Genomic DNA, 22865 nt, shown 5'->3' with positions numbered 1-22865 from the left:
ATGGCGGGTCTTTACGACGAACTGCTGATTGCCCTTCACGGCATATGGACGCGGCGCTGGCTGGCGCTGGGCGTGGCGTGGGGCGTGTGCATGCTGGGGTGGCTGGGCGTGGCTCTGGTGCCCAACAGTTATGAGAGCAAGGCGCGGGTTTATGTGAACACGCAGTCGCTGCTGCAGGACAAGGTCGGCATCACGCAGGTCCAGTCGCAGCAGGATCTGGATCGCGTGCGCCAGACGCTGGCCAGCACCGCCAATCTGGAGCGGGTGGTCAAGGAGACCGACCTTAACCAGACGGTGAGCGGCCCGCGCGACATGGCGGCCAAGATCACGGCGCTGCGCGAAGGCATTACCGTGATGGCGCAGGCTGATCCGAGCATGATCGACATCAGCGCCAAATCTGCGGACTCAAGTCTTTCTGACGGTGCCAATGCGCGGATCGCGCAGCAGGCGGTGCAGAAGCTGATCGAGATTTTCCAGGAAACGAACCTGTCGTCTGACCGGGTCGAGACGAAGCAGAGCCTCGCTTTCCTTGACCAGCAGATCGCGGCGCGCGGTCGTCAATTGGCCGCCGCCGAACAGCGTCGTGTGGAGTTCGAGCAGCGCTATGCGGGAATGCTGCCGGGCGCGGGCTCGATCGGCCAGCGCATGGACGCGGCGCGGATGGAGATCAACAATATCGAATCGCAGCTGGTGCAGGCTTCGAGCGCGCTCAGCGCCATGAACGGCCAGCTTGCCGGAACGCCGCAGGTGCTGCCGGGCGTTGGCGCGTCGGGTGGTCCTTCCGCATTGGCGCAGGCGCAGGCGGACCTTGCCGGAATGCGGGCGCGGGGCTGGACCAGCAACCATCCCGATGTGATCGCAGCCCAGCGTCAGGTCGATGCGCTGCGCCGTCAGGGTGGTGGCGGTGGCGGGGCGGCTGGTTCGCCCAACCCTGCGTATCTGTCGATTAAGTCGATGCAGGCGGAGCGTGCGGCGACGGTTCAGGCGTTGCAGACGCGCAAGGCGCAGCTTCAGGCTGATCTTAACGCCATGTCTTCGCGCCAGACGGACGAACCGGGTCTTGCTGCCGAGCAGGAGAAGCTCGATCGCGATTATGAGGTCTTGAAAACCCAATATGACAAGTTGCTGGCCGATCGCGAGGATGTGCGGCTGCGCGGCGATGTGAAGACCGAGACTGGCTCTGTTCAGTTCCGCGTGATCAATCCGCCGAGCGCCCCCACCGCGCCGTCTGCGCCCAACCGGCCGTTGTTGCTGCTGGGTGTGCTGATCGTCGGGATCGGCGCGGGCGTGGGTAGCGCCTTTGCGATGGGGCAGCTCAAGGGCAGCTTCCCGACGGCGGCACGGCTGGAGCGAGCGGTTGGCCTGCCGGTCATCGGTTCGATCACGCAGACGGTGAGTGCCGCGCAGAGGGCGGTCGAAAAGCAGCGGCTGAAATGGTTCGCCGGTGCGAGCGGGGGGCTGGCAGCGCTGTGCGTGCTGTTGATCCTCGTCGAATTCATCCAGCGTGGCATGGCCTGAGGAGCAGCAAGATGAACAAGCATAGCTCCCTTTCCAAAGGTTCGCTGATCGAGCGGGCGACGGAAATCTATGATTTCAGTGCGGCCTTGCAGGGGCGTGCCGCTCCTGCGGTCGAGGTGCCCGTTGGCGAGCCGTTGCCTCCGGTGGTGGAGATTGCTCGGCCGGTGGCGGTGGAGGCGGGATATCGCGCGCCTGACTGGCGTGGGCCGGTGCAGAGCATCGATCGGATTGTTCTGGCCGAAAATGGCTGGCTGTTGCCTGACGGTCCGGTGACTGCGATCAGCGAGGAGTTCCGGCTGCTGAAGCGCGACCTGCTCGCGCAGCTTGGCGATGATCCGCGCGGCAATCGCGTGCTTGTCTGCTCGGCGCATAGCGGGGAGGGTAAGAGCTTCTGCGCGATCAATCTGGCGCTTAGCCTGGCGGCGGAGAAGGATCGGGAGTTATTGCTGGTCGATGCCGACTTCGGCAAGCCGGGCATTCCCGAGGCGCTGGGGCTGACGAGCGGGCCGGGGCTGATGGACGCCATCGCCGATCCGTCGATAGCTATCGAGGATTGTGTGATCCGTACGGACATTCCGTCCTTTGCGGTCCTGCCTGCGGGGCAGCGGAGCAACAATGACACGGAATATCTGGCTTCGGCGCGGACCGAGACGCTGTTGCGCCGCCTGACCGAGGGGCGGCCGGACCGGATAATCCTGTTCGATTCGCCGCCTTTGCTCGCTGCGTCGGCGGGTGCCGTGCTGGCGAGCCATGCCGCCATCGCTCTGTTGGTGGTGCGTGCCGACCAGACCAGCGAAAGCGCGCTGCGTGACGCGGCGGGGATGCTGAAGGCAGCGGGGCAGGTGCAGTTGCTGCTGAATGGCGTCACCTTCTCCGCCAGCGGCCGCCGCTTTGGCAGCTATTATGGTGAGGGGAGCGACGACGCATGATGCTGCGCACTTCCCTTCGGTTGCTGGGCGCAATATCGCTCGCCGCTTCGCCTGCCATGGCGCAGGAACGGAAGGTCGAAGTCACGCCCTATCTGGGTGTCGATCAGGCTGTGCTCGCGCCGCTGAAAGGCGGTGGCGATGTCCTGACCTATACCAATGTGACGGCGGGACTGACGGCGCAGGTGCAGACGCGTCGCGTTGAGGCCGTCGCTGATGTTCAATATAATCACAGTTTCGGCTGGGGGCGCGAGGCCAGCGATCAGGACGTGATCAGCGGTATCGTGTCAGGACAGTATCTGGTGTCGCATGGGCTGACCCTCAATGCGGGGGCGCTTGCGACGCGCATTCGTACGGATGGCCTTTCGGGCGCGGTGACATTGAACGACAGCCAGACGAGCCAGGTTTATGCCGGTTATGTAGGGCCGTCCTATGCCTCGTCCTTCGGCGACATCGACGTCACGGCCTCTTATCGTCTCGGCTATGCGCGGGTTGATGAGGATGTGAATGCCGATTTTGCTGGAGCGCCTAATGTCGGCTCCTTCGCTGACTCGATTTCGCACAGCCTGGCGGGGTCGGTCGGCGTGGCGCCGGGTGTTTGGCTGCCGCTCGGCATCGTGGCTAGCGCTGGCTATGACCGGGAGGATGCGAGCGAGCTTGATCAGCGGTTTGAGGATGCCTGGGGCCGCGTGGATGCCACGCTGCCGGTGTCCCCGACTGTCGCCGTTGCAGGGGGCGTGGGCTATGAACAGATCAAGATCAGCCAGCGCTCGCCTGAGCTTGACGGGAGCGGGGTGCCGGTCATCCGCAACGGCCGTTACGTCACTGACGATAGTTCGCCGCGCGCGCTGATCTATGATTTCGACGACATCATCTGGGATGTGGGCGTGCTGTGGCGCCCCAACCGCCGCACCTCGCTTGAGGCGCGGGTCGGCCAACGCTATGGCGGCATGACCTATACGGGCAGCTTTGTATGGCAGGGTCGCGGCCAGTCCTTTGCCTTGGTGGTGTTTGACGGCATCGACAGCTTCGGGCGGATCATCACGTCCAATGTCGCGGCGGTTTCGGGCAGCAGTTTGAATGTCGTGCGTAATCCGTTCACCGGCGATTTCACCGGCTGCGCTTTCTCGCAAAGCGGGGGTGGGCAGTGCTTCAACGACGCGCTGACCGGAGTCACGGACGCGAACTTCCGCTATCGGGGCGTTGCCGCCCAATATGCGGCGCAGCGGGGGCCATGGGGCCTTGGCGTCGGCCTTGGCTATTCGCAGCGCAAGTTCGTGACGCCTTCGGGCCAGACGGTGTTCGTACGGGGTACTCGGGACCAGAATTGGTATGGCACCGCCTCGCTAAGCTATGTGATCGACAGCCGGTCCAGCCTGGATAGCGCCGTTTATGCCAATTATTTCGATGCGAGCGGCGCGCGGCTCGACGTGCTGAATCTGGGCGCGTTCACCAGCTACAACCGCCTCATCAACCGCAATCTTCAGGCATCCGCTTCGCTTGGGCTCGACAGTGCCAAGGCGGACGATCTGGATGCCGTCATCAACGCCATGGGCCAAGTCGGCCTGCGGTACAGCTTCTAATCGCGTCCGGAGACAAGAGATGTACGACCAGTTCTACGGATTTGAGGGCCGCCCCTTCCAGCTGACCCCCGATCCACATTTCTACTTCGAAAGTGCGACGCACCGGAAGGCGCTGTCCTATCTGGGCTACGGTTTGGCGCAGGGTGAAGGCTTCATCGTTATCACCGGGGATATCGGCGCGGGCAAGACCACGCTGGTCGGGCACCTGATGGCGACGATCGATCCGGCGCGGCTGACCGCCGTCAAGATCGTTTCGACGCAGGTGGGCGGTGACGACATGTTGCGCCTCACCGCGCAGAGCTTTGGCCTGCCGACCGACGACATGCCGAAGGCGCAGATTTTGCGGCAGATCGAAGCGTTCCTGCATGGTCAGGCGCGGGCGGGGCGGCGGTCGTTGCTGATTGTCGACGAGGCGCAGAATCTGTCGGTCTCGGCGATCGAAGAGTTGCGCATGCTTTCCAACTTCCAGCTGGGCGGGCAGTCGCTGTTGCAGATTTTCCTGCTGGGCCAGCCGGAATTTCGCGATCTGCTGAAGTCGGCGCAGTTGGAACAGCTGCGGCAGCGCGTGATCGCAACCCATCATCTTGATCCGATGCAGCCCGAAGAGATCGAACCCTATATCCTGCATCGCCTGTCGATCGTCGGGTGGAATGGTGATCCGCAATTCACGTCGGATGCCTTCGCCGCCATCTATGCCGCGACGGGGGGCGTGCCGCGCCGGGTCAATGTGCTGGCCAGCCGCGTGCTGCTGCTGGGTGCGCTGGATCAGCTGTCGGAGATCGACGCGGCTGCGGTGCAAGCGGTGATTGAGGATATGGGCGCGGACAGCGACGTTGCCGTGCAGCCGATGCCGACATCCGTGCTGGATCGCGCGGAGGAAGCGCCGGCTGCGGCTCCGGTCGCGGCATCGGTGGCACCGCAGGCGGAGCCGGCGCGCGACACCTTGCGCGCTGAACTCAATGCGCTGCGCTCGCGCCAGCCGGAGCCATCGCCCGCGCTGATGGATGAGATCGCCACGTTGCGCGCGGAGGTCGATTCGCTGCGGATCGAACAGACCGCCATCCAGGCGGTGGACCCGGAGGCTCTGAAGGACTGTTTCACCCTGATCGAGGAACGGCTGTCCTCGCTCGAATTCCGCGTGGGTGAACAGGATACCGCGCTCCGCCGCGTGCTGACGCTGCTGGTGGACTGGGTCGAGCGTGAACAGCGGATGGGCGACGCGCCGCACAGCGCTGCTGCCTGACGCTTCATCATGGTGTTGAATGCCCTGTCGGTCGATGTGGAGGACTGGTTTCATGTCGGCGCCTTTGAGCGCACGATCAGCCGGCCTTCCTGGGATGGACTGACGCATCGGGTGGAGCGCAATACGGATGCGGTGCTGGCGCTGTTTGCCGAGACGGGGGTCAGTGCGACATTCTTTACGTTAGGGTGGGTTGCGGAGCGTTATCCTGCGCTCATGCGGCGGATTGCCGAGGCGGGGCATGAGGTGGCGAGCCATGGCTATGATCACGCTCGCGTTTTTACGCTGAGCCCGGAGGCGTTTCGCGCGGATTTGCGCCGGTCGCGCGCCTTGCTGGAGGATGCCAGCGGGCAGCGCGTCATAGGCTATCGCGCGCCGAGTTTTTCCATCGATCATCGGACGCCTTGGGCGCACGCCATATTGGCGGAGGAGGGCTATCGCTATTCCAGCAGCGTCGCGCCGATCCGGCATGATCATTATGGCTGGCCTGAATCGCCGCGCTTTGCCTGGCGGCCGGTGACGGGGAGTGATTTTCTGGAGTTGCCGGTGACGACTGCCGAATTTGGTGGGCGGAGGCTGGCGGCTGGGGGTGGCGGATTTTTCCGGTTGCTGCCCTATGGCTTTTCCCGCTGGGCCATTCGGCAAGTGAATGGGCGGGAGAAGCAGCCCGCCATCATCTATTTTCATCCCTGGGAAATTGATCCCGACCAGCCGCGTGTGGCGGGAGCGCCGCTCCGATCGCGCCTGCGCCATTACAGCAATCTGTCCGTCATGGCGGACAAGCTGCGGCGGCTGACTGCTGATTTTTCCTGGACGCGGGTGGATGCGCTGGTCGCTCGCGAGGCGGAGTTGGCGGCATGAGGGCGGATGGCGGAGTCGGCGTGGTCACGCTTGATTTGGATGATCCCGCGCAGGTGGCTGCGGCGGATGCCTACATTCAGGGCGAGGAAGAAGGCACGCCTTTTCACCGGCCGGCGTGGATCAAGGCGATTGAGCGGGGCACTGGCAACCGCGCATATATGTTGGCGGCAGTGGCTTCGTCGGGCCAGATCGCGGGTATTCTCCCGCTGACGCACATGAAAAGTCGCCTGTTTGGTGAAGCGTTCGTGTCTTCGGGCTTTGCCGTCGATGGCGGCATATTGGCGAGCGATCCCGCCACCCATTGCGCACTCGCCTGCGCGGCTGAAGGATTTGCGCGTGATCGTGGTGTAGCTTCGGTCGAACTGCGGGGCGGGCCGTCGCCTCGCGAAGGCTGGACCGTCCATGAGGACAGCCATCTCGGCTTTGTCCGTCCGATTGCGGCGGATGATGAGGCGGAGTTGCTCGCTGTCCCGCGTAAGCACCGGGCTGAACTGCGTAAGGCGCTCGCCAATTCCGCGCTAAGGGTGGAGGTTGGGCGGGATGAGCGGTTTCTGCGCGCGCATTATGATGTTTATGCGCAAAGCGTGCGCAATCTCGGGACGCCGGTTTTTCCGAGGCGCCTGTTTCGCGAAGTGTTGGCGGCGTTCGGCGAGGATGCCGACATATTGATCGTCTATGAGGATGACCGGCCGGTTTCGGGGGTGTTGACGCTCTACCATCGGGGGCGGGTCATGCCTTTTTGGGGCGGGGGTGTCGCCGATGCGCGGCGGCTGCGTTCCAACGAACTCATGTATTACCGGCTGATGGGCCATGGGCGGGCGCGCGGCATGCGCCTGTTCGATTTTGGGCGGTCCAAGACGGGGAGCGGGCAGGCAGCGTGGAAGAAGAGCTTCGGCTTCGATCCGGTGCCACTCGCCTATCATAGCTGGTCGGCGACGGGCGAGCGGCGCGACATCAATCCCAACAGCGCGCAATATCAGCGGCGCGTTGAGATGTGGAAGAAGCTGCCGCTGACGATCGCCAACCTGCTCGGGCCGCTGATTTCGCGGGGGTTGGGATGACGGGCGAAATCCTGTTCCTCTGCCACCGCATCCCTTTTCCACCGGATCGGGGCGACAAGATCCGTTCCTATCACATATTGAAGCGGCTGGCGGAGATATCGCCGGTGCATGTCGGCTGCTTTGCGGATGACGATCGCGATCTGAGCTTCGCCCCAGCCATGGCAGAGATGACGGCGAGCCAGTGCGTGCTGAAGCGCGACAGGTCGCGCGTCGTGGCTGGGCTGTCCGGATTGGTTAAGCGGCAGCCGATGCTGGTGTCCTTGTTCGATGACTCGCGCATGCATCAATGGGTGCGGAAGACTTTGGCGGAGCGTCCGATCGCGGCGGTGATGGGCTATTCGGTGCAGATGGCGCATTTCGTGCCGGTGCTTCCCGATGGCGTTCGCTTCGTCATGGATTTCGTCGATTTCGATTCGGCCAAATATGCGAGCTATGGTGCGGCAGGCGGCGGTCCTATGGGGTGGATCAACCGGCGCGAGGGGCGGGTTCTGCTCGATTTTGAGCGTGCCACGGCCGAACGCGCCGACGTCAGCGCTTTCGTTAGCGAGGCCGAGGCTGCGCTGTTTCGGGAGGCCGCGGGCCTGAACGCCGCGCGGGTCATCGGCATGGATAATGGCGTGGCGCTGGATTATTTCGATCCGGCGGCCGAATTTGATGAGGTTGCGCGACCGGCGGGTCCGCTCGTCGTGTTCACCGGGCAGATGGACTATCGGCCTAATGTCGAGGCGGTGGAAAGCTTCGCGCGCGATAGCTTGCCAGCCTTGCGAACCCGACATCCCGAGGCATGTTTTGCCATTGTCGGGCGCAATCCCTCGCCGCAGATTAGTGCGTTGTCGCAGTTGCCCGGCGTCGTTGTGACTGGGGCGGTTCCCGATGTTCGCGGCTGGCTGGCGGCGGCGGATGTTGTCGTTGCGCCGCTGCGGATCGCTCGAGGCATACAAAATAAGGTGCTGGAGGCGATGGCCATGGCGCGGCCCATAGTAGCGTCGCCGCAGGCGGCCGAAGGCATCGATGCGCAGGATGGGGTGCATTTCCTCATCGCGGCTGATCCTGCCGAAGAGGTCGAGAAGATATGCGCTCTGCTGGCCGATCCTGATCGGGCGCGGAGTCTGGGCGAGGCTGCCCGCTCGCGGGTGGGGGAGCGCTATCGCTGGGCTGAAACGCTTAAGGACTTGCCGGAAATGCTGTTCGGTTCGGTGTCCGCTTTAGGCAGCCAAGCAGCATGACTGACAGGACGCTGCCTTTGTCTCGAGCGCGCGGCGTTGGCGTGGAAGGCTGGCGGGGGCATCTAGCTACGCTTGGCGTTCTGGCGTTCCTGATCCTGACGCTGTTTCATCGCGATGCGTCGGGCATGGTTTCGATCTGGTGGAACGCGTCCACCTTTGGTCATTGCCTCTTCATCCCGTTCCTGATCGCGTGGCTGGTGCAGCAGAGACTTTCCGGCCTGCGCCAACTTGAGCCTGTCGCATGGGCGCCCGGATTGATCTGGATAGCGCTGGGTGCTTTCGCCTGGCTCCTTGGAGCGGCGGCGGGTGTCGCTGTGTTCCGCCATGCTGCGATCATCCTGATGTTGCAGGGTAGCGTTGTCACGCTGCTCGGGCCTGCCGTGGCGAGGGCGCTGCTGTTCCCGCTCTTTTACGCCTTCTTCATGGTGCCGGTGGGGGAGGAACTGGTCGCGCCGTTGCAGTTGATCACGGCGCGGCTGTGCATGATCTTTCTCGATATTGCGGGCGTTCCTGCGCATCTCGACGGCATCTTCATAACGACGCCGACGGGTTATTTCCGGGTGGCGGAGGCGTGCTCGGGCGCGAAGTTCGTGATTGCGATGACGGCCTATGGCGCGCTGGTCTGCAATGTCTGCTTTGCAAGCTGGCCACGCCGCATCCTCTTCATGGTCGGTGCGCTGCTGTTGGCGGTGCTGGCCAATGGCTTGCGTGCATTCGGGACCATATGGATCGCGCATCTCACCAATATCAAGGCTGCGGTCGGCTTTGACCATGTCATGTATGGCTGGGTCTTTTTCGCTATCATCATGGCGGTGGTGATGGCGGCGGCGTGGCCTTTTTTCGACCGTCGGCCGGGTGATCCATGGTTTGATCCTGCTCGGCTTGGAAGTCTCGTTCGTGGTCGCCTCCCGCTTGTCATCGCAGTTGGTGCAGCGAGCCTGTTGGTGCTGGCCGCGCCCGTCTGGCTGATCGTGAGCGCTGCGGTGAGCAAGCCGCTGCCCGGCGCGCCGACTCTCCCCGCGGTCAAGGGCTGGGCACTGACTTCGGCGCAGCCGCGCTACCCGTGGAGGCCGCGATTCGACGGGGCGGATTATCTTGTCCTCGGGCGTTATCGGAATGGGGCGGGAGATGTGGTTGACCTCGCCATCGCCAGCTTTGACCGGCAGGATGAGGGGCGTGAGCTTGTAGGCTTTGCGCAGGGCGCCGCTAATCCCGACCAGCGCTGGTCATGGTCCTCGCCTGCACGGGCGCCCGCAAATGGTCTGGGCGAGCAGATCACCGCCCCCGGCCCGGTGGTCCGCCATGCCGCCAGCTTCTACAAGGTCGGAGACGGCCCGGTCACCGGCAGCGCGCCGCGCGTGAAGATCGACACGATGCTCGCTCGGCTGCTCGGCCGCGACCAGCGCGCCGGTGCGATCATCGTCTCGGCCGAAGAGCAGCAGGGCAAGCCCGCCGATGCCGCCATCGCCCTGTTCCTGCAAGATATTGGCGATGTGAAGGATTTGGCTGACCGCAGCCTCGGCATCCGCTAAAGCCCGTTCGCATGTGCGGGATAGCGGGCATCTTCCATCTTGAAACGGCCAAGCCGGTCGATCCGGCGCGGGTTCGCGCGATGCTGGACGTGATGCCGCATCGCGGACCCGATGGCAGCGGCGTATGGACGGCGCCGGGCGTGGGGCTTGGCCATGTGCGCCTTTCCATCATCGACCTTGGCGGCGGGGCGCAGCCCATGCTGACCGAGGATGAGAGCCTGGCCGTCACCTTCAATGGCGAGATCTATAATTTCGCGGAAGTTCGTGCGGAGTTGGAGGCCAAGGGCCATGTCTTCCGCACGGACAGCGATACGGAGGTCATCCTTCACGGCTATCGCCAATGGGGCGAGGCCTGTGTCGAGCGGCTCCACGGCATGTTCGCCTTTGCCCTGTTCGATGCGCGGGCACAGTCGCTGTGGCTGGTGCGTGATCGGCTGGGGGTGAAGCCGCTATATTATGCGCAGCTTTCGGATGGCAGTCTGATCTTTGGGTCCGAACTGAAGAGCCTGCTGGCCCATCCGCTGCTGCGCCGCGCGCCTGATCTGGCGGCGGTCGAAGATTTCATGGCCTTTGGCTATGTGCCCGACGACGCCTGCATCGTGGCGGGCGTGCGCAAGCTCAAGGCGGGTCACACGCTGCGGCTGGTGCGTGGTCGGCCCGTGCCGCAGCCGCAGCGCTATTGGAATGTGAGCTTTGCCGAACGCAGCAAGGCGAAGCCCGAGGCGCTGGAAGAGGAACTGGTCGCCCTGATGCGGCAGGCGGTGCGGTCGCGCATGGTTTCCGACGTGCCGCTGGGGGCTTTCCTGTCCGGTGGCGTGGACAGTAGCAGCGTCGTCGCCCTGATGGCGGAGGCTTCCAATCAGGCGGTCAAAACCTGTACCATCGGCTTCGATGTCGCGAGCCTGGACGAGAGCGCCTATGCCGACCGGATCGCCCGGCGCTTTGCGACTGACCACCGCATGCGGATCGTGTCACCCGATGACTATGGTCTGATCGATACGCTAGCCTATCATTTTGACGAGCCATTCGCCGATGCCTCCGCGCTGCCGACCTATCGGGTGTGCGAACTGGCGCGGGAGAAGGTGACGGTCGCCTTGTCGGGCGATGGTGCCGATGAAGCCTTTGCCGGCTATCGTCGCCATCGTTTCCAGATGCAGGGGGAGCGGGTGCGCAGCCTCATCCCCGCATCGGTGCGCGAGCCGCTGTTCGGCACATTGGGGCGCTGGTATCCCAAAGCCGATTGGGCACCCCAAGCGCTGCGTGCCAAGTCGACCTTCCTCGAATTGGCAAGTGAGGGGAGCGAGGCCTATGCGGCATCCGTCAGTGTCACTCCTCACGCGCTGCGGCAGAAACTCTTCAGTCAGGACATGCGCAGTCGGCTGGGCGCCTATCGGGCGGAGGATCGCTATATCCGTGTCATGGCGGAAGCGCCCGCGCGCGATCCGCTGGACCGGGCGCAATATGCCGACATTCATATCTGGTTGCCCGGCGACATCCTGACCAAGACCGACCGGATGAGCATGGCTGTGGGTCTGGAGGCGCGCGAGCCGTTGCTCGATCATCGGCTGGTGGAGTTTGCTGCTCGCCTTCCGGTCGCCCAGCGTATTCGGGGGAATAGCGGCAAATATCTGATGAAGAAGGCGATGGAGCCCTATCTGCCGCACGACATTCTCTATCGTCAGAAAATGGGCTTCGTGACGCCGATCAGCAACTGGTTTCGTGGGCCGCTGGCGGGGGAGGCGAGCGCCATTGCGGGTGGGTCGGCGCTTGCCCGAACCGGCTGGTTCGACGCCCAGGCGCTGGTACGCATCGCTGCCGATCACAAGTCCGGGATGGCCGATCATGGCCGATTGCTCTGGCAATTGCTGATGCTGGACAAGTCACTGACCCGCTTGTTCGGCCTTTGACCGGCTGGCACAGAAGGCGCTTTCACGCAAAGCTTGCATGGCAGTCCCGCCAGTGCCAACGGAGCGGGCGGGTTAAGGACAAGCAGGACGCAAGTGACAGTTTCGAAGGAAATCGTTCGGGCGCGACTATATCTGCTGTGCCTCCTTGGAGACCTGGCGGGGCTGTTCCTGTCATTTTTGCTGGCGAACTGGCTCGTGCTGGGCGCGCTGCTGGGCGAGCCGGGGAAGCCGCATGGCCTCGTCATGTTCGCGATGGTCGCGCCGCTTTATATATTGCTGGCGGTGCAGGGCGGGGCTTACGGCATTCACATGCTGGACGACATCCGGCGTGGGATCTTCCGTGGGCTGCTGGCGCTGGCGCAGGCGGCGTTGCTGATGCTGCTGGTGGTGTATCTCGGCAAGATCGCCGAGCAGCTTTCGCGTTTGACCTTTGTCGTCGGTCTTGGCTTTTCGGCGGTCAGCGTTGCGCTGGTAAGGCTGGCGATTGCCCGGCTTAGTGCTCGCCTGCTGGGGGAGGTGCCGCACCTCACCGCCGTTATCATGGATGGCGTGGAGATAGAGACCGGCCCGCATATGGAAGTGATCGACGCGGCCGCCGCGAACTTGCGGCCTGCCAGCCACGATGCGGACATGGCGGCGCGGCTGGCGGCGGCGGTCGGCATGGCTGAGCGCGTGATCGTCGCATGCCCGATGGAGCGGATGAGCGACTGGTCGGTGGCGCTCAAATCCCTGTCCGCGCGCGGTGAGATCGTGGTGCCCGAATTGCTGCGCTTCGCTCCAGCACGGGTCGATGAGTTCGATGGGCAGCCGACCATCATCGTGGCGGGCGGCCCGTTTCAGTTTCGGGACCGCATCATCAAGCGGATTTTCGACATCATCGTAGCGACCGCTGCGACCATCGCTATTTCGCCGGTGCTGATCGCCGCCGCGCTGGCGGTGAAGCTGACCAGCCCCGGACCCGTCATCTTCAAGCAGCCCCGGATCGGGCGCGATGCACGACCCTTCAATATCTACAAGTTCCGGTCGATGCGGATTGAGGCGGCTGACCATAAGGCGGATAAGCTGACAGCGCGTGACGATGATCGGGTGACGCCTGTCGGACGCTTCCTGCGCCGCACCAGCATCGATGAACTGCCACAGCTGTTCAACGTGCTGCGCGGCGACATGAGCATTGTGGGGCCGCGTCCCCATGCCGCAGCGGCGAAGGCGGGCGACAGCCTCTATTGGGAAGTCGATGAGCGTTATTGGGAGCGGCATTGCATCAAGCCGGGCATGACCGGCCTTGCGCAAGTCCGGGGGCATCGCGGATCGACCGACCATCATCAGGATTTGATCGACCGGCTTCAGTCGGATCTGGAATATGTGACGAAATGGTCGATCTGGCGTGACCTGCGTATCATCATGGCGACGATTGGGGTGCTGGTGCATCACAAGGCTTATTGATGCGCGGCGTGGACCTGATCCTTTTGCTCGTTCTTGTTTCGTCGGTCGTGGCGTTGCTTTGGCCGTTCCTCTTCTACCCGCTGATCCTGCGTGCCCTTCCGACGAAGCCGGAGGCGCCGCGCGCGGGTGAGGTGACCTCGGCTTCGCTGCTCTTCTGCGCTTATAATGAGGCGGCGGCGATGCCGGAGAAGCTGGCCAATCTGGCGATGTTGAAGCGCCGCCATCCCGGCCTTGAGATTTTGGCCTTTGACGATGGCTCGTCCGATGAGACCGCGTCGCTGATAGCCGCACAGAGCGATCTGGTGACCTTGATCAGGGGGCCGGGCCGTAGCGGCAAGGCGCATGGCATGAAGCAACTGGCTGCGCGCGCTACTGGTGATGTGCTGATCTTCACCGACGCTAATGTGATGCTGGACGAGGAGGCGATCGGCAATCTGCTTGCCCGCTATGCTGATCCGCAGGTGGGCGGCGTTCTGGGTTCGCTGCATTATATGGGCGAGGGGGAAAGCGCGACGGCGTCGGTGGGTTCGCTCTACTGGCGGATGGAGGAGCGGTTGAAGGACGAGGAATCGCGCACCGGCAATGTGCTGGGCGCGGATGGATCGATCTTTTCCATCCGCCGCACGCTCTATCCTGTGTTTCCTGACAGTGTGCTTGATGACCTGACTGTGTCGATGGCGGTGGTGTTCGCGGGATCGCGGCTGGTCAAGGCGAAGGATGTCATCGCCAGGGAAAGACTGGTTGCGGGCAGGGGCGATGAATATCGGCGGAAGGTTCGAATCGCCGCTCGCGCATGGCACACGCATCTGCACCTTCGGCCTCAGCTTCGACGCATGAAAGCGCTCGACCGTTTCAAATACACGTCTCGCAAGATCATCAGGTGGTTTGGGGGAGTTTTCATCCTGACCGGTGGGATTGCGGCCCTGTTGCTGGCTGTTCGCATCTCGCCTCTGCTGGCTCTTGGTGCGACGGCGCTCGCGTTACTTTTGCTGACGATGGGCTTGCGGGCAAAGTCGGGGCCTTTGGCGGCGGTGACCGACATTCTCATCGCCTATGCCGCGACGCTTCAGGGGGTCATGAAAGCCATGTCGGGCCGCACGGTCACTGTCTGGAATCCCGCAAAGTCACGCTGATCCCTCTCGCCAAAGGCGGGGCATCATGTATAGGCCCTCCCCAATGCTGATCGGAGCCAAGGCGTGATTACTTTCCAGCGGGTGGCAAAAGCCGTCGGCAAGCACCTGACCCGGACCATGCTTGTCCTGCGCAAGGCGATGGGCGCGCGCGCAAACCGCGCGTGTACGGCATGTGGTCAGTCTGTCGTGGGCTTCTTCCGCTATGGCGACAATGCGGAATGGGGGTGCCCCAATTGCGGAGCCTCGCCGCGCGAAAGGCTGATGAACCATTTGATTGCGGAAAAGACGCTGACGGTTCCGGAAGATGGGGCCATCCTGCACATGGCGCCGAATGAAGGTAGCCTTGTCCGCCGCTTTTCTTCCGCCGCCGATTATGTGCCCGCCGATCTTGATCCAGCGCGCTATTCGGTTCCCGGCATGCGCCGCGTGGACCTGATGGCGCTGGAGGAGGCTGAACAATATGACCTGTTCTACGCCAGCCATGTCATGGAGCATGTGCCCGACGACCATGCCGTCCTGCGCAATATCTATCGCGCTTTGAAGCCCGGCGGCGAAGCCTGGTTGATCGTGCCGCTGTGGGACAAGCCGACCGAGGACGGCAGCTTTGACATTCCGCCCCGCGAGCGGGAACGGCGATTTGGCCAGTGGGACCATGTGCGGCAATATGGTCTGGATTTCGCCGACCGTATCCGGGCGGCGGGCTTCCTGTTGGAGGAGATTGACGCGAGCGGGATTGATGCCGACACGCGCCACTTCTTTGCGCTGGACGACCGTCTGTTTCGCGCCCGCAAGCCTGTGGGAAGCGCCGCCCGGTGAGCGCGTTGGTCGGCAGGACCATCGCCAGGATGGAAGGGTCTGCCCGGTTCATCGCCCTCATCAAGCTCGCCAATGTCGGGCTGACGCTGATCTGGGGTTTCGCCGTCACTTATGTTTTCGTGCGCGTCCTGCCGCTGCGCGAGTTTCAGGCGTTCCTGCTGCTGGTCGCCTTCGGTAACTTCACTATTTCGGCCGAGTTCGGCCTGACCAGCATTATCTATGCCCGGCTGCGGCGTCATTGGCTCGGCCATGGCGGAGACAGCGGGGACGGCTTCCGTCTGGAGGAAATGGGCGTCCTTTTCCTGTTCCTGGGCATGCTGATCCTTGGCGGTGTCGTGATCCTGCTCGTCGCGCTGGTGGCGGGCGGGATCGATACGACGATGCCGCTTCTCTTCATCCTTTTCTTCCTGTCCGCCTGCATCAACCTTCCGGCGCTGCTCGCGAAAAGAGCGCTGGCGGCGGTCGATGGGAATTTCGTCTGGGAGATGCTGGATTGTTTGCGGCGGATGATGACCATCGCGCTGCTGCTGCTGATCCTCAAAGGATTGGACGCGCGTCTTTCGGTGGCGCTGCAACTCGTCATCAGCATGGCCGTAATCGGATATGCGATCAAGTTGGTGCATGGTCGGTTGGGGATGACGACGCGGCACTGGCTGGCCTTTCGCCGGGGCGGGGCATATGTGCGCACCCATTATCTGCGGGATATAGGTGCGTCGGCGCTGTTCACCGTGTCGGAGATCGTGGCCTATAATGCGCCCTATTTCACCATAGCTATCGCCACGCAGGACGCGCGGCCGATGCTGCTCTTCGACTTCCTGTTCAAAATGTCGCGGGCGCTTTCCATGGCCATCCGCGCGATGGTGGAGGCCGCGCTTCCTCGCATCACCCGCGCTTTTCACGGTGGAGACCGGCCCCGCCTGCGCCAGTTGCTGACCCGCGCACTGGCGGCGGGGTTTATCTTTGCCCTTGCCGCGTCGGCCGCGTTGCTGATGCTTGGCCAGTGGGTCTTCGCAAAGCTGTTCGCCAGACGAGCCGCCATTGGCATGGCCGATCTGCTGCTGATCGACGGCGCCTTGCTGGCGCTGACGCTGATCTGTGTGTCGGTCTATGTCCAGGCGGCGCTTGGGCGCTTTTCTCATTTGCTCAAGCGCTCGCTCCCGTTCCTCGCCGGATCGCTGCTCAGCGTGCCGCTGGCAATGCTTTTCGGCGACGGGTTCGATCGAGCCGTTCTCGCAATCTATGCGCTGACGATGATCGTGGTCGCGGCGCTCCATGCCCTGTCGTTGCGCCGTCTGCTGCAAGGTTCGGCCGCGCAATGAAGATTGCAATGGTCGATCCGTCGCTTTTCACCGGGCGATATGATGACAGCCTGTGCAGGGGTCTTGCCGCACAGGGCGCGGATGTGACCCTGCTCGGCCGCCCGATGCGATCGACCGACGCCATCACGCCGGAGAATTATCGGTACGAACCGCGCTTCTTCCGTCGGAGCGAAGCGCTGCGAGCGCGATTGGGGGAGGGCAAAGCCTTTCGTCTGATCAAGGCCGCCGAATATGGCGCTGCCTGCGCGCTTGGCCGGATCGGTGCGTTGACAGCGGCGGACGTTGCGCATTTCCAATGGTTGCCACTCGCGCCCGCTGACCGCCTGCTGTTGCGCCGACTGAAGGGGCGGGTGCCGATGGTCCATACGGTCCATAATGCCGATGCCTATCATGCCGATGCAGGCGTGCAGGGTAGGGGATATCGCGCTTTGCTCGACCTGTTCGATGCGCTGATCGTGCATGGTGATACGACGCGCAAGGCATTGGCGGCGCAGGGGATCGCATCGGCCCGCATTCATGTGACGCCCCACCCCCCAATGCGTCTGGCACCGGCAACAACGGCTGATCTGGTCGCTATCCCCGATGCATCCATCCCGCGCCTGCTCTTCTTCGGTACGATCAGGCCCTATAAGGGCGTCGATATATTGATCGAGGCTTGCATATCGCTCTGGCGGGCGGGGCATGCTTTCGAGCTGGTGGTGGCGGGTAAGCCATTCATGGACGTAGCGCCATTGCTGGAAAGAGGCCGGGCTGAGGGCTTTGCTGACCGGCTGATTGCCGACCTTGGATTCCTCACCGAAGGGCGGCTCGACGCGCATATGGCAAAGGCCGATGCCATCATCTTCCCCTATCGCCAAATCGATTCAAGCGGCGCATTCCTGTCCGCCCTGCACCATGGCAAGGCGATGGTAACATCGGACGTGGGTATGTTCGCCGCCTTGCCGGAGGGGGTGGCGATCCGCACAGCGGCCGGAAATCCGGACGATCTTGCTCAAGCCCTCTTGCGGCTCATCCAAAGCCCCGCCATCAGGCAGACGGCTGGCGCGGCGGCACGCGCCTATGGTGAGACTATGGGCAGTTGGAAGGACATGGCCTTGGCAACGATCGGCATTTACCGCTCCGTTATGGCCTCGCGCGCATGAGCCGATATGTCCGCGAACTGGCCGACCGCGCGCTGGCAATCCGCCTCGCTATCGCCGGGCGGGTGCATCAATATCCGGAGATCCAGGCGCTTCGTCGGTTCCTTTCTGCCTTTGCGGTCGATTGCGTGTTCGATGTCGGTGCTAACCGGGGGCAATATGCGGTCATGTTGCGCAAGGACGTCGGCTTTGCCGGGACGATCCTGTCCTTTGAACCCAATCCCGACATATTTGCCGAGCTATCCCGCCGGGCGGCGTCCGATGCCAAATGGCATGTGTTCAACCTCGCCTTGTCCGACTTTGAAGGAACCGCCAGTTTCAACATCATGGCGGCCGATCAATTCAGCTCGCTCAAGAAGCCGTCAGATCGGCAGGATGCCATTTTCGCCGAGCGCAACAAGGTCACCCGGACGGTCGAGATGCAATGCAGGCGGATCGACACGCTTCTTCCAGAACTACGGGCGGAGCAGGGCTTTTCCTGTCCGTTCCTGAAGATGGACACGCAGGGTCATGACCTTTCCGTCTGCGAAGGCGCGGGGGCCGCTATCGCGGTCATGGCGGGCGTGCAGACCGAACTTGGCGTGCGGCCCATATACGAAAATGGCACCGGCTATCAGGCGATGATCGATTGGCTGGAGCAAAAGGATTTCATCCCCTCGGCCTTCTTCGCCAACAACAAGGGGCATTTCCCGCTGCTCGTCGAAATGGATGGCATTTTCGTCAACCGGGCGCTGCTGCCGCAGGAAAGCTGATGTACGTTCCGCCCGCCCGGCCTATCAATGCCCGCCGCCTGTTCCTGGCGGGTGCCATCGGCCTGACCCTGTGGCTGGGCGCTACATTTCTGTGGCATGTGACGTACCGGCAAGGTGTCAGCCTGGCCGTCATCCTGTTTCTGGATCAGGATTTCCCCGCACTATTGGGCGGGCTGCTACTGCTGACGCTGGCGGCGCTTTTTGCCGAAGGGATGGGTTTTCGCCTGCCCAAGCCCCGCGCGCGGGTGATCGTGCCGCTGATCGTCGTCTTTGGCCTCGTCGCCTGGGCGGGCCATTACTGGCTGTTCCAGAACTATTCGATTTCGCGAGATGAGGAAGTCGCGCGCTTTGCGGCTGCTTATATGCGCGAAGGATTGTTTGCCCGGCCGATTCCCGCCGAATGGGAAGCCTATCGGCGCGCGATCATGCCGGAATTCTTCTCTCCGTTCGGCGCGGCCGATTATTGGACCGCCGCCTATCTGCCGGTGAACAGCGCGATCCAGGCTTTGTTCTGGCAAGTAGGCGACCCGAATCTGGCGGGTCCCGCATTGTTGATCGCCGGACTCTTCGCGCTGTGGCGTGTGGCGCTGCATCTGTTCCCGACACGGGACGATGCCGTTTGGGTGACGATGCTGCTTGGGTTGTCGTCCACGCAGCTCTGGGTCACGGCCATGACCCCCTATGCGATGACCGGCCATTTCGCGCTTAACATGATCTGGCTCGCGCTTGTCCTGCGGGGTGGCGTGATCGGTCATGTCAGCGCTGGCGCGGTGGCGCTGGTGGCGGCTGGCCTCCATCAATGGCATTTCCCGCCCATCTTCATCGCGCCCTTCATCCTGTGGATGCTCCTGTCGCGTCGCTGGGCCGTGGCCGCATTTCACGTCCTGATCCTGATCGCCATCGTGGTCGTGTGGGCAAAGCTTTGGCCCGGATTTCTCGTCCAGTCGTTGGGGCCTGCCGCCGATGTTCGACCTTCTGCAGGGGTAGCGGACAAGGTCGGCAGCCTGTTCGAACGTCTGGGGGACCGCTGGCAACCGCTGGTCAACCTCAGCCGCTTTGCCGCATGGAACAACATATTGATGGTGCCGCTGGCGGCGCTGGGCGTGATGGCGATGCAATGGCGCAAGGCATTGCGGGGGCAGGAGATCGCGTTGCCGCTGGCGCTTGGCTGCTTTGCCGGTTGCGCGCTGGCGCTGGCGCAGGGCTATGGTTGGGGCTTTCGCTATGCCCATGGCTTCATCGGGCCGTTCTGCCTTTTGGCGGGCCTCGGCTGGGCGCGTTTTCGTCCGGCGGCGATGCGGCCCATTTACCTGGCCGTGGCGATAACGTTGGCGATGAGCGCCTTTCTGGTCTGGCGCACGCATGTTTTCGTCGCGCCCTATGCCGCAAGCCATCGCATGATCGATGCGTCGAAGGCCGATGTCGTGCTGGTCGATCCGCGCGGCGGATTATATGTGACCGATCTGGTGCGGGGCCGCGACGGCGTGCCGGGGCGACCGATGGTGATGAACCTTGGGATGTTGACGCTGGGGCAGGTGGACGAGCTTTGCCGCCATTATGTCGTCGAACTGTTCGACCGCGCCGAGTTCCGCCCGTTGGGCGTGCCGCTCGCTCGCTGGAATCTCGGACGCATGGACGCGCTCCGCGCACATATGAAGGCGGTTGGATGCGACAAACCGGTGCTGCCGCCGCTGCCTGAAACCATCGATGATGCGATGAGCGCGTCGGGCGACGTGCTGTAATCTAGAGCATTTTCGAAGCAGATGGCATCATCTGCTGGCTCGGAAAATGCGGGAAACAAAAGACAAATAGAGCATGATCCGATCCAGTTTGATCGGATCATGCTCTAGGGCTTGGCGCCCTTCATGAAGACCCGCTTGCCACCGATCCATGTTTCCAGAACCTGCGTCGCCCGTATGTCGGTGGGCCGAGCGATCGAGATGTCGCGATCGATGAGGATGAAATCCGCCCGCTGTCCGGGAATCAAGCTGCCGAAGCGCTTCTCCGCGAAGCCCGCGAAGGCAGCTTGGCGCGTATAGCCGTCAAGCGCTGCCTCAAAGCTCACCCGCTGCTGCGGCATCCATCCGCCTGCCGGTTCGCCGGTTGCATCCTCGCGGCTCATCGCGATGCCCATGCCGATAAAGGGGTTCGGGCTTGTCACGGGTGCGCCGGAGCCGAACGCCAATGGAGTGCGATTGTCGAACATAGCTTTCCACGCATAGCCGCCTTTCAAGCGGTTCTCGCCCATGCGCGCGACCGCCATGCGCCAGTTTGCGCCCTGAAGCGCGGGCTGCATCGATGCTATGATGCCATCTTGCCTGAAGCGGGGTAGGTCAGCTGGATCGACAATGTCTGCCTTTTCGATACGCCAGCGCCTGTCGCCCTTATAGGTCTGACCCAGTTCCGTGATTGCATCCAGCAGTTCGCTGTTGGCCGCGTCTCCGGTCGCATCCACCGCGATCTGGAAATTGTCCATCGCCGCGCGGCTCATCATGTTGCGCAGCTGGGTGGATGGAATCAGCGAATATCCGCGTTGCCCCGGCGCGTCGGCATAGTCGGCCTTGAGCCACGCGCCGCGCGACGAGAGCGATCCATCCAACGCCAGTTTCAGCCCACCCATGCGCAGCCGGTCATCATAGAGCCACGGCGTCGGCTCCGGTCCTGCAATCAGCACCATATTGTCGAGGCCCTGCGCATAGGAGATGATCCGCACGCGCAGCGCGCCGCGATCGGCCGATCGGCGGAATGCCTGCCAATCTTCGATCGTGGTGCCCATGTCGGCAATGCCGGTGACGCCGTTCGCCAGCAACAATTGCTGCGCCTTTTCCAGCGCGATGTCGCGGTCCTTGGGGGCGGGAGGCGGGGCGACCCGCTGAATAAGGTCCATCGCCTTGCCGACGAACACGCCGGATGGCTTACCCCCGGTTATCTCGATCCGGCCACCGGCAGGCGCCTTGCTTGTGGCGCTGATGTTGGCGGCTTTCATTGCCGCTGAATTGGCCCAGCCCGCTTGGCCGTCCGCGCTTTCCAGCCATATTGGGACATCGGCGGAGGCGGCGTCGAGATCGGCAGCGGTGGGTGCGCGATTAAGCCCCCAAAGCTCGGCATTCCATCCCCGGCCGATGATCCATTTCCGTCCGGGATTGGCGGCGACATATTCCCGTATCTTGCCCTGCGCGTCAGCCAGTGAGCGCGTGCCGGACAGGTCGAGCGTGATCTGTGTCAGGCCCAACGCCATGACATGGCCATGCGCGTCGATCAGGCCGGGGATCAATGTCTTGCTCCCGCCGTCCAGCTGGAAATCCAGACCCTTCGGCCAGCTCTCACCTTTCTTCAGCTTCTTCTTGCGGGGCGGCGCTTCATAGCGTCCAGGCAGCAGCCTTTCGACCTTGCCCTCGTCGTCGATCAGCAGAGCGCGGAAGCGCACGGTGCGTCCATTGGCGTCGACCGCGATGCCATTCACATTGTCGATGACCCCCGACGCCAGAGCGGGGAAGGGCAGGGCGAAGGCGGTGATGGCCGCCAAAAGGGCGCGCTTCATGCCTTGGTGATCCGCCTCACCAGCGCGCTTGTATCCTGTCGGCTTCCGCCCATCGCCTGCACATCGGCGTAGAATTGATCGACCAGTGCGGTCACAGGAAGCGTCGCACCATTCGCGCGGGCCTCCTCAAGGGCGAGGCCAAGGTCCTTGCGCATCCAATCGATGGCGAAGCCGAAATCGAAACTGTCCTGTGCCATAGTCTTCCAGCGGTTATCCATCTGCCAGCTTTGCGCCGCGCCGCCGGACACGGCTTCGAACACCTTGTCCAGATCCAGTTCGGCGGCTTGCGCAAAGCGTAGCGCTTCGGAAAGCCCTTGCAGAACGCCCGCGATGCAAATCTGGTTCACCATCTTGGTCGTTTGCCCGGCCCCCGCGCCGCCGACATGCACGATCCGCGCGGCATAGCTTTGCATGACGATCCGCGCGGCCTCGACCGCCGGTCCCGTGCCGCCGCACATGATCGACAGGCGCCCGTTTTCCGCGCCTGCCTGTCCTCCTGATACAGGGGCATCGACGCAATGAAGCCCGCGGCTTTCGCCTTCCACGAACAGTTGCCGCGCGATCCGGGCCGATACCGTCGTATGGTCGATGAACAGGCTGCCCGGCTTCATCGTCCGGAACGCGCCTTCCTTGCCAACGGTCACCTGCGAAAGGTCATCGTCGGTGCCCACGCAGCTGATGACGATTTCGGCATCTTCCGCCGCCTTGGCCGGGGTGACCGCCACGGCGCCGCCATAGGCCTCGGCCCACTTCTTCGCCTTTCCGATGGAGCGGTTGTAGACGGTCAGTTCGTGTCCGGCCTTCGCCAGATGCCCGGCGATCGGGCCGCCCATGACGCCCAGACCGATAAACGCGATATTAGCCATAT

General features: G+C 63.2%; 18 protein-coding genes. 16 read left to right on the top strand and 2 right to left on the bottom strand.

What is annotated here, in order from left to right:
• The 16 genes from IZV00_RS06620 to IZV00_RS06545 all read left to right on the top strand — a co-directional run bounded on the left by IZV00_RS06620 (position 1) and on the right by IZV00_RS06545 (position 20198).
• Complete coding sequence (locus IZV00_RS06620; protein WP_196226332.1) at positions 1-1518, top strand: XrtA system polysaccharide chain length determinant; 1518 nt, start codon at positions 1-3, stop codon at positions 1516-1518.
• An 11-nt stretch (positions 1519-1529) separates the two neighbouring features.
• Positions 1530-2447: an exopolysaccharide biosynthesis protein gene (locus tag IZV00_RS06615; protein ID WP_196226331.1), complete on the top strand. Its 918-nt coding sequence runs from the start codon at positions 1530-1532 to the stop codon at positions 2445-2447.
• Positions 2447-4027, top strand: coding sequence for a hypothetical protein (locus IZV00_RS06610; protein ID WP_443020074.1), 1581 nt, complete (start codon positions 2447-2449; stop codon positions 4025-4027). The genes IZV00_RS06615 and IZV00_RS06610 overlap by 1 nt, the downstream gene beginning before the upstream one ends.
• Before the next feature lie 19 nt (positions 4028-4046).
• Positions 4047-5270 carry an XrtA/PEP-CTERM system-associated ATPase gene (locus IZV00_RS06605; protein WP_196226329.1) on the top strand — a complete coding sequence of 408 codons (1224 nt, stop codon included), beginning with the start codon at positions 4047-4049 and terminating at the stop codon, positions 5268-5270.
• Positions 5271-5279: 9 nt separating this feature from the next.
• Positions 5280-6128: an XrtA system polysaccharide deacetylase gene (locus tag IZV00_RS06600; RefSeq protein WP_196226328.1), complete on the top strand. Its 849-nt coding sequence runs from the start codon at positions 5280-5282 to the stop codon at positions 6126-6128.
• A complete protein-coding gene (locus tag IZV00_RS06595) occupies positions 6125-7189 on the top strand; it encodes a FemAB family XrtA/PEP-CTERM system-associated protein (RefSeq protein WP_196226327.1) in 1065 nt (354 codons plus the stop codon). Before IZV00_RS06600 ends, IZV00_RS06595 begins: the two co-directional genes overlap by 4 nt.
• A complete protein-coding gene (locus IZV00_RS06590) occupies positions 7186-8415 on the top strand; it encodes a TIGR03087 family PEP-CTERM/XrtA system glycosyltransferase (RefSeq protein WP_196226326.1) in 1230 nt (409 codons plus the stop codon). Before IZV00_RS06595 ends, IZV00_RS06590 begins: the two co-directional genes overlap by 4 nt.
• A complete protein-coding gene (gene xrtA / locus IZV00_RS06585; RefSeq protein ID WP_196226325.1) occupies positions 8412-9947 on the top strand; it encodes an exosortase A in 1536 nt (511 codons plus the stop codon). Before IZV00_RS06590 ends, xrtA begins: the two co-directional genes overlap by 4 nt.
• Positions 9948-9958: 11 nt before the next feature.
• A complete protein-coding gene (locus IZV00_RS06580) occupies positions 9959-11854 on the top strand; it encodes an XrtA/PEP-CTERM system amidotransferase (protein ID WP_196226324.1) in 1896 nt (631 codons plus the stop codon).
• Positions 11855-11947: 93 nt separating this feature from the next.
• The gene (locus IZV00_RS06575) at positions 11948-13297 is read left to right on the top strand and encodes a sugar transferase (protein ID WP_196226323.1); all 1350 of its coding nucleotides are present in this window, start codon (positions 11948-11950) and stop codon (positions 13295-13297) included.
• Positions 13297-14430, top strand: coding sequence for a glycosyltransferase (locus tag IZV00_RS06570; protein ID WP_196226322.1), 1134 nt, complete (start codon positions 13297-13299; stop codon positions 14428-14430). The genes IZV00_RS06575 and IZV00_RS06570 overlap by 1 nt, the downstream gene beginning before the upstream one ends.
• Positions 14431-14493: 63 nt before the next feature.
• Positions 14494-15246, top strand: a complete 753-nt coding sequence (locus IZV00_RS06565; RefSeq protein WP_196226321.1) for a class I SAM-dependent methyltransferase — start codon at positions 14494-14496, stop codon at positions 15244-15246.
• 29 nt (positions 15247-15275) lie between these two features.
• Positions 15276-16565, top strand: coding sequence for a hypothetical protein (locus tag IZV00_RS06560; protein WP_196226539.1), 1290 nt, complete (start codon positions 15276-15278; stop codon positions 16563-16565).
• Positions 16562-17707, top strand: coding sequence for a glycosyltransferase family 4 protein (locus tag IZV00_RS06555; RefSeq protein WP_196226320.1), 1146 nt, complete (start codon positions 16562-16564; stop codon positions 17705-17707). The genes IZV00_RS06560 and IZV00_RS06555 overlap by 4 nt, the downstream gene beginning before the upstream one ends.
• The gene (locus IZV00_RS06550; RefSeq protein WP_196226319.1) at positions 17704-18456 is read left to right on the top strand and encodes an FkbM family methyltransferase; all 753 of its coding nucleotides are present in this window, start codon (positions 17704-17706) and stop codon (positions 18454-18456) included. Before IZV00_RS06555 ends, IZV00_RS06550 begins: the two co-directional genes overlap by 4 nt.
• The gene (locus IZV00_RS06545; protein ID WP_196226318.1) at positions 18456-20198 is read left to right on the top strand and encodes an MFS transporter; all 1743 of its coding nucleotides are present in this window, start codon (positions 18456-18458) and stop codon (positions 20196-20198) included. Before IZV00_RS06550 ends, IZV00_RS06545 begins: the two co-directional genes overlap by 1 nt.
• A 104-nt stretch (positions 20199-20302) precedes the next feature.
• On the opposite strand, the gene IZV00_RS06540 is transcribed toward IZV00_RS06545, so the two are convergent.
• Together IZV00_RS06540 and IZV00_RS06535 are read right to left on the bottom strand one after the other, a co-directional pair.
• A complete protein-coding gene (locus tag IZV00_RS06540) occupies positions 20303-21997 on the bottom strand; it encodes an amidohydrolase (protein WP_196226317.1) in 1695 nt (564 codons plus the stop codon).
• The gene (locus tag IZV00_RS06535) at positions 21994-22863 is read right to left on the bottom strand and encodes an NAD(P)-dependent oxidoreductase (RefSeq protein WP_196226316.1); all 870 of its coding nucleotides are present in this window, start codon (positions 22861-22863) and stop codon (positions 21994-21996) included. The genes IZV00_RS06540 and IZV00_RS06535 overlap by 4 nt, the downstream gene beginning before the upstream one ends.
• Between the last annotated feature and the right edge of the window lie 2 nt (positions 22864-22865).

Source organism: Sphingobium sp. Cam5-1 (assembly GCF_015693305.1).
Taxonomy (GTDB): Bacteria; Pseudomonadota; Alphaproteobacteria; order Sphingomonadales; family Sphingomonadaceae; genus Sphingobium.
Note: the sequence above shows the minus strand (reverse complement) of the source record. Positions and strands in the feature narration are given on the sequence as shown.